General features: G+C 53.2%; 4 protein-coding genes. 3 read left to right on the forward strand and 1 reads right to left on the reverse strand.

Annotation, left to right across the window (positions count from 1 at the left end; all coding sequences use genetic code 11):
* The first annotated feature begins 27 nt into the window (after window positions 1-27).
* From EFD55_RS32630 to EFD55_RS32640, 3 genes are all read left to right on the forward strand, one after another.
* The gene (locus EFD55_RS32630) at window positions 28-2,586 is read left to right on the forward strand and encodes a WD40 repeat domain-containing protein (RefSeq protein WP_125851202.1); all 2,559 of its coding nucleotides are present in this window, start codon (window positions 28-30) and stop codon (window positions 2,584-2,586) included.
* A 1,090-nt stretch (window positions 2,587-3,676) separates the two neighbouring features.
* On the forward strand, window positions 3,677-4,576 hold the full coding sequence (locus EFD55_RS32635; RefSeq protein WP_125851204.1) for a hypothetical protein: 900 nt from the start codon (window positions 3,677-3,679) through the stop codon (window positions 4,574-4,576).
* A 32-nt stretch (window positions 4,577-4,608) separates the two neighbouring features.
* Entirely contained in the window at window positions 4,609-5,871 is a 1,263-nt protein-coding gene (locus EFD55_RS32640; protein ID WP_125851206.1) for a phage tail tip lysozyme, read from the forward strand.
* Between the two features lie 144 nt (window positions 5,872-6,015).
* Here the strand turns inward: EFD55_RS32640 and EFD55_RS32645 are convergent, their stop codons facing one another.
* The gene (locus EFD55_RS32645; protein ID WP_125851208.1) at window positions 6,016-7,131 is read right to left on the reverse strand and encodes a hypothetical protein; all 1,116 of its coding nucleotides are present in this window, start codon (window positions 7,129-7,131) and stop codon (window positions 6,016-6,018) included.
* Between the last annotated feature and the right edge of the window lie 391 nt (window positions 7,132-7,522).

Consider the following 7,522-nt stretch of genomic DNA (forward strand, 5'->3'; position numbering starts at 1 on the left):
CACTTGAGACAATCGCCACAATGAGCGATGATCCCCTCATCAGCCTGCCAGCAGCAAGCTGACACTCATCCGGCCCTCTGGGATGAGCCGTGGTCGTCTAAGCTACACCACGTCCTGGGACATGATCTTCGTGAAACCGCAGCGGGATCGGCGAACGGGCCGTCTGACGAAACGGTAAATGCTATTGTTAGATCGTTCGACAGCGTGCGCCAGGACGTGAGGCGTGGGCTGATATTCGCGGTAATCGCTATCTCGTTGGCTATTTTAACTGCCACCGCAATTTGGTTCTGGCAATCCGCACGCGTCGAGCGGGACGCTGCGACCGCCAACCTTATCAGCGCACAAGCAAAGCTTGAATTCGAGGACGCTCGAAACACGTTGCCCCTGAGCGTAAAGCTGGCTCGGGAAGCCGCATGGCGATTGCTAGACCACGAACGATCTAATTCCGAGGCTTTCGGAGTTTTGCTCGCAGGGACACGGCTGCTTCCAGATGCGGAGATTGATCAATTGGAGCTTCCGGCCCCAGTGGCACAAGTGCTGCAACGAACTGAATTCGGAGACCTGTTGCTGCGTCTGGAAAATAGGGCACTGTGTTCCGCGTCTCACTCGGTGCGCAACTTGTATTGCATCGACACCAGCAGGACGAACACCCACATAGCGCAGATACCGCGATCCGCTGCTTTCGCAGTATCCGACGAAAGCGGAAAGCTGTGTATGTATTTTGCAAACCCTGACACGGCACCCCGCTTTTTGCATTGCGAGGAAAATCTGCCTATGGAGTTCGGAAGCGATCCAGGGCAGGAAACGACTGCTTGGTTTATCCTCGATAATGGGCGAATGATCGCCTATTCCGACGATCGCATCTGCAGTTGGAAGATCGATGAGAGTGCGGCACTCAGTGCGCAAACGTGCCAACTATTTTCCGCCCTAGATGCCGTTGTGCCTTACAAAGATAACTCAATTCTCGTAATGCGAAATAACCGTGCCTGTGTGTACGAGGTTATCGAAGAGGGTATTGTGCCATCGATAGAGGCCCCGACCTTTTGCATTCCGGTGATAGGGCGAATTGTCGGTGTGTCAGCCGGATATTTTGTTGCCTCGGCTGACGATGGCCACGTATCGATAATCGATTTGGCTTCACTCAAGTCACAAGAATATGCCATCCCGTTCGTTGCCCAGGTGGCGCTCTCCCATGATTTGCATGTAGCGGCGATTCGTCAAATGCCTCAGGCATCTGTTCGCAATGAAGTGCTTCTTGTCGATCTAACGACGGGGCAAGAGCGAGGTCGCCTGCGCCATGACGGTCGCATCAATGCTGTCGAGATGTTGCCTGGCCGACCCTACATCGTGACGAGAAGTGGTGCTTCCTATCCTTCAGACGGCACGGTCAGTTTATGGGACGTGAGAACAGGAAGAGAAGTGACGCGCTTCGCAGTGGAAGGACCGGTAGTCGCCTTAGCGATCTTACCGGGTGACTCTGGTCGTATCGCTATCGCTGTTAATCCAGAGGGAGCCACTAAACCTAAGCTCGAATTGTGGCCGTTCAGGCGGAGCGAACATGAGATCCTGCCGATCCAAAAGCGTGTGGTGAGTTCACGGGTATTCACCTTTCAAGATGGATCCGTCGTGCTGGTTGGAGAACGTGAGCGGAGCTGTGCTTACCGCGTAGGCGATACCGGCACTCCGCGATGCGTTACGCATACAGATACTCCAGTCCGATTAACTTTGCAGGGTGCTGAAAGGATTCTTTCAATTTCCACGCAGGAAACTGGTCAACGTTTATGCAGCGCCAGCATATCTGTCGGCGCAGCAGCGGCACTTGAATGCCCTTTGAATGCCCCCACAGAGGTCGAGGCATTGTCCCATAATGGACGCTGGCTTGCTCGGCGTGCGAACGAGCAGGTTTGTATCCGGACGACCGACACGAAGGACCAGTCACAAGAGAAATGTTTGCCTGGCACAGCGCGAGCCCGGTTGGTCACCGATGATGGTCGACTGTTATTGACGGACCGAAATCCAGACGGTGAAGTCATTTACGACATTGATAAATCTCGAGCGATTTTGAGGATACCAGCTTTTCAAGGTGATTGGGAATTTACGGAGTTCACCACTGATAACAGATATGTCGCGCTAGCAAACAGCGAGGGCGACTACAACTCGACGGTTGTTCGTGTCTACGACACTACCTATGGAACAGAGGTGAGCCAAACTACGCTGCCGGGCCGCGTTCTGAGTATGTCATTTGGATCGGACGACATCTTGGCGATTGGCGTGGAACAGGGCGGGGCCTACTTATGGAACTGGCGCAAGAACACCATGGTAGCGCGGATGTCTCTCGGCTATCCCGTGCAGGCTTTGTCCTTCGACAAGAACGGTCGGCTTTTGACAGTTGCTGGCTCTCGAACTCAACCATACACCGAACTGCAACGCTGGTCGGCATCGTATCAGGCGTTGTTCTCTGACTCCTGTGGGAAGCTGCCGGAATCTTTGGAATCGTCCGAACTTGAGCGATATGGTATTTTTGACGCACCGCGTTTTGTCTGCAGCAAGGGTAGTGGTTTTGACGAGCAGGGCTCGGCTTTTTGACCAGAGCCACGAGGGTGCAGAACACAGCAGCTCCGGACTTTCAGATCGGTACGTCTTCGTATCCGGTGCTGTTTCGGTGCACTCCAACCACCGTGGGATGTGGGCAATAGATCTTGCGCATACCCCGTCAGCACAACCGAAGACCTCATTCTGGAAGATAACCAGTGCTGCAGGACCGCCTGGCGATGCGCTCAATGGCCCTCAAACAACACGGGCACTCGACCCGATTTGGGGAGCGCCCGTGTGTTGCTACGGACAGCAAACGCCGAAAGAACGGCAGGCCGTCTGTTTGAGGCGGTCATGTAACGACCGGCCGAGAGTCCCGCAACCATTGTTTTGGCATCCCAGCTGTGCGCGGTTGCCAACGCCCTCGTAGTGAGTTCCGGCGTCCTACCTCCACCGCTAAGACATGTCTAAGTCCTTCCCTGGTAGGTAATGAGCGATCACATACGCGGCCTTCCGTAACACTAGCTCCCACGTTTGACTGCAGTAATGATCTTATTGGCGCTTCGCGGGCGCCGTGATTGGAAAAGTAATTCGACATTTCTGCAAACATTATCACTCGGGAAAGTATGTTCTTCTTTGCCACACCCGGTTTTCTGACGAAAATGTGAAGCACGATTATCACGAGCCGGAAACAGTTAAATCTATATGGAACATTTGGCTCGTTTCGATCTCAGCTTTCAAGTTTATTGTTGCAATCAACTTTATCGAGTAATATTGTGCGGTCTGAGGGAAATAAGAATGAATAACCAATCCGTCCACGGCTGAGCATTGCCCATCTGTGCATGTACAGTTTTGCCCTGGTGCTTTCCACAGTGCCTGGGGAGATTTATTATACGAGTAACCACCAATAGATCACGGATTTATTGTCTTCTGCAAGCGGAACGCCAGCGAACTCAGAGGGTAGCGTATGGTAGTCTTTGGGTCTACGAGAAGCAGCAAGGTTGTCCGGGCAGCGTATCGTCTCATCATACCTTTGGTCGCCGCCAGCTTGTTTGCTTCCTGCACCGCAACGACACCAGTAGCTGTCGAGCCTACCCTTAACGCAAGTGATGTAGCTACAAAATCCGTGGACCGCCGAAGCATAATGGAGTCGCTTCGTGCTGACGCTGAGTACGCTTACGGCGGAACGCCGAATTGGTATGATGTGACTTTAGCGGGCTACAACTACGTCGATGACCGCTGCTCCATCTATTTTGACTCGATCTTTAAGCTGAACCGACAACGCGAAGCTGCTAAGTCTGGGATATCCGCCTTTGGCCAAACGACCAATGCTATTCTTGGCGTCACTGGTGCCACGCAGCTCTCAATGACCGTGGTAGCACAGGCTTTTGGGTTGGCGTCAAACCTTACTGACGTGGTTGCAGGTACATATCTTTACGAGCTGCCCCCTGCGACGACCAAGAAGTTTGTGGGTGAATTAGCTCGCGCTTATCGCGATGGCACAGCAAGACAAAAGGGTAGCATCGATAGCGCCCCTGCCGCCTACGGTTATATCCGCGGATATCTTGATCTATGTCTTCCCGCGACAATTGAAGGCGAACTCGTCGAGCACGTGGGTTCAGCAGTCGCTGTTGCTAACCCGACTACTAGCGGTTCTGGGGTCGACCTCAGGATAGCTAGTGAGGGCAATTTGCCACCACCTCGCTCGTTTGAACGTCCTCCAAGCGTGACAGCCCCGCTCCCGCGTACTCATGCACCAAAGAGACTGACTGCAGAAGATGGAGTAAGTCCAGTCGCCTGGAGTAAGATACAGACGTATCTTTGCGTGGCCCCACCGGACGGAAGTTTGGGGCCGAGTACACGCATGGCTGTTCGAGACTTTTACAAAGGCAAAGGCGACAATAGGCCCGACGTGTTGGTCGCAGGCGGCATCAATGAATCGGATATCCGGCTTCTCAAAAGAAACTCAGACTTGAGTCTGGCAAAGACGTGTGCGGAACGGGGTGTCCCTGACGCTTATTCAGTTGGCAAACTGAGCCAATAGCTGAAACTTGAAACCGAGCAAGGAATGGTCCGATGGCTGTGATGAAAGTCGCTCGTGTACTGAGGGATAAACCGTCGCTCGACGCGGCGATTATAAGATCAGTGCCGTCCGGCACGAAGGTTACGGTTCTGGACGACAAAAAGCTCCCGTTCACTGAAATCCTTATCGACGCGACTGGCGAGAAGGGATGGGTGGTCGACGAGGCCATCGATAAGACGAGGGACACAGTCGGCCCACTCGACAAACTTCTTGTGGCGGCGGAATGCGTGGAACTCGCCGCAAACTACGGCGGCAATGCCTATTACCTAATGACCATCGCACAGATGCGTACAAATATCATTGACGTGCAGGGACCGCAAACTAGTGGCTTATTCGCGTTCACCAATGAGGAATGGACACTAAACGCCAACCATCCTGAGTATGAGATCGGCTACAGTCTATCTGAACTTAGCGATTGGCGGGCACAATGCACGCTCTTCGCGATCATGGCGGCCCAGACGGCCGATGCCCTTAGTGATGCGCTGGCGACAGATGTATCGATGGTTCAGCTCCTGCTCGCTCAAACCATCGGTCTCCTCGCTGCTCGCCAGGCTATTGGCAACGTTGGTCAAAACGCCGCCGCACTCATTGCAGGTATCGCCCCTGCCCAAGCCCAGACCGATCGTATCGACCTTGCGAACCTGGCAAACCGAGATGCAGCACTTCTCAAAGGTTCGACGGTCAACGATATGTTGGCAGCCATCGAAGCGAAGCTCAATGAAAGCTTTGCATCAGTGGATGTTATCATAAGCGAACAGGTCGAGCTCTTCATAAAGAAGCTGCGTCAACTGACGGATCTCGCTCCGACAATCGTTGGTGACATCAACTTCTCGTCGCCCAAGATCTTACGGTCCCGCGAACCCATGGCACGGAAGATCGCGGAGAGGTTCGCATCGCGAGGGTACGGGACGCTGCAACAGATTGCAGCGATCGCGAATGCCATTCAGGAATCCAATCTGAATCCTTCAAGCACCAACCTGCGAGGCGAGCGGAGCTTTGGCCTCTTCCAACTGAACCAGAACGGGGGCGTTGGAACTGGTCATAGCGACGCAGAGCTTCTGGATCCCGACCGAAACATTGAGCTCATGCTTGATGAGATCCAGAAGCCGTACCTCAAGAAAAGCCGTGCCCGCTTCCTGGCAACTGCCAATTTGCACGATGCAGTAGAGATCTTTGTCTTCAACTTCGAGAAGCCTGCAGACAAGCCTGGAGAGACTCAGAAGCGCTTTAAGATCGCCCAGACGCTGATTGCCTGACGCTAGTCGACGTCCGACGTGAGATCAGTGTAGGACGTTGGTTGCTGCGATCTCGGAGACCATAGTTATCGTACTTCGGGTCGCGATCCTCTTCACGCTTTCATGGTCGCCGCTCCACTAGAGGTGAGACGACAGCAAAACCCATCAATGACCATTGAGCTGATTGGACGGCTTCGGCGAACTGTCCAGCTTCGCTTCCGTTCGACCCAAAATGCTCGGCACTAAACGCTCGGAAAATCCCGCGATAAAGCTCCATACGATCAACAGCGAAAGGTCCTTGCCGATGAGGAACGTCGCTGGAAGGTGATCCGGCGGAATATGGGAGAGGAATGTCATCTTGCTAAAATCGGGGACAAAACTGCCGGTTATGATCTCTGCGTGAAGAAAGAAAAAGACTATTGCCGATCCACATATTCCAATGATGCCCCGCAGGATGATGGATGCCAATTCGCCAGCCGCCGCAAGCTCGTCATATTCGAGCAAACTCCAGTTTTTCTGTAGGTATAGAAGCCTGCTAAAATAGGCGCCGAAAAGTCCAGCTGCCAGAGCGGTCAGAAGCGGAAGGCCGATCCAGTTACGGATTTCGTTGAGGCTTCCGTCGTGCTCCCAATAAACGAAAAATATTGCGATGTAAGGGAGAAGGAAGAGCGCAAACGAAGCTGCAGCAGCATAGATTATTTTCCTCGTGGCTTCGCGTTGTAGGTTCCGAAATGCATACTTCCTTGTCAGCTGCCACTGAATCCCTTGAATGATATCGATAAGAAGTGATCTGAGTCGAGATTCCCTTTCGTCAGCGTCGACCACGGGTGGATGCGTTTGATCTTGCGACGCTGTCATTTGCTGCAAGATACCGCGCAGTCTGCCTGCGCCAGCAACCTTTTCTTCGTCGGCCTGTGCGAGCCGAGCCTGAAGCTCCGGCAGAAGTCGTTTCGGAGGTTCAGCGAGCGCTAGGAGCAGCTCAAGTCGGAAAGCGTTTGTCCACGCGCTATTCATTCGTTCATGATAATGTAGCCTACGGTCATCCTTAAATTCGGCAATCCCATTTCGAACTTTGACCAAAATTTTATGGGCGGAGCTGCCATTCTCAACGAGCTGCGCGAGATATTCTACTTTTATCCATAACGCGTTTAAGAAATGGCTGAGTAATACATCGCGTGCGAAAACTGCATCGCTGCTCAACTCGGGCCATCCATGCTGTTCTTCACTTTGTGGAGCACCGGCGACATTATCGGTATCTATGAGCTGGAAATTGCTTGCCATTGCAAAGCCCCCATTGCTTCATGTCAATACTATCCTCCCGATCTCAGTTGCAGTCAATTAGCCTGCTCAACCTTTGTCTATTGGCATGCTGCCTGTTCGACCTGTGTGGAAGGTTCACCAGAACAGGCTCCTGTCGGCCGGAAGCGGTCAATTTCGCCTCAGTGAACGCTCGGAGCTGGCTATGGTCTCTTCCCCAAACTTGCCTGAAGCGCCCCTCCAGGTTTCACTCAATCCAACGGAAAATATGGATGGTAATTTTCGTAGGGATCATGTCCCAGGACGTGGTGTAGCTTAGACGACCACGGCTCATCCCAGAGGGCCGGATGAGTGTCAGCTTGCTGCTGGCAGGCTGATGAGGGGATCATCGCTCATTGTGGCGATTGTCTCAAGT

The sequence above is a fragment of the Rhizobium pisi genome (assembly GCF_003938655.1).
Lineage (GTDB): Bacteria > Pseudomonadota > Alphaproteobacteria > Rhizobiales > Rhizobiaceae > Rhizobium > Rhizobium pisi.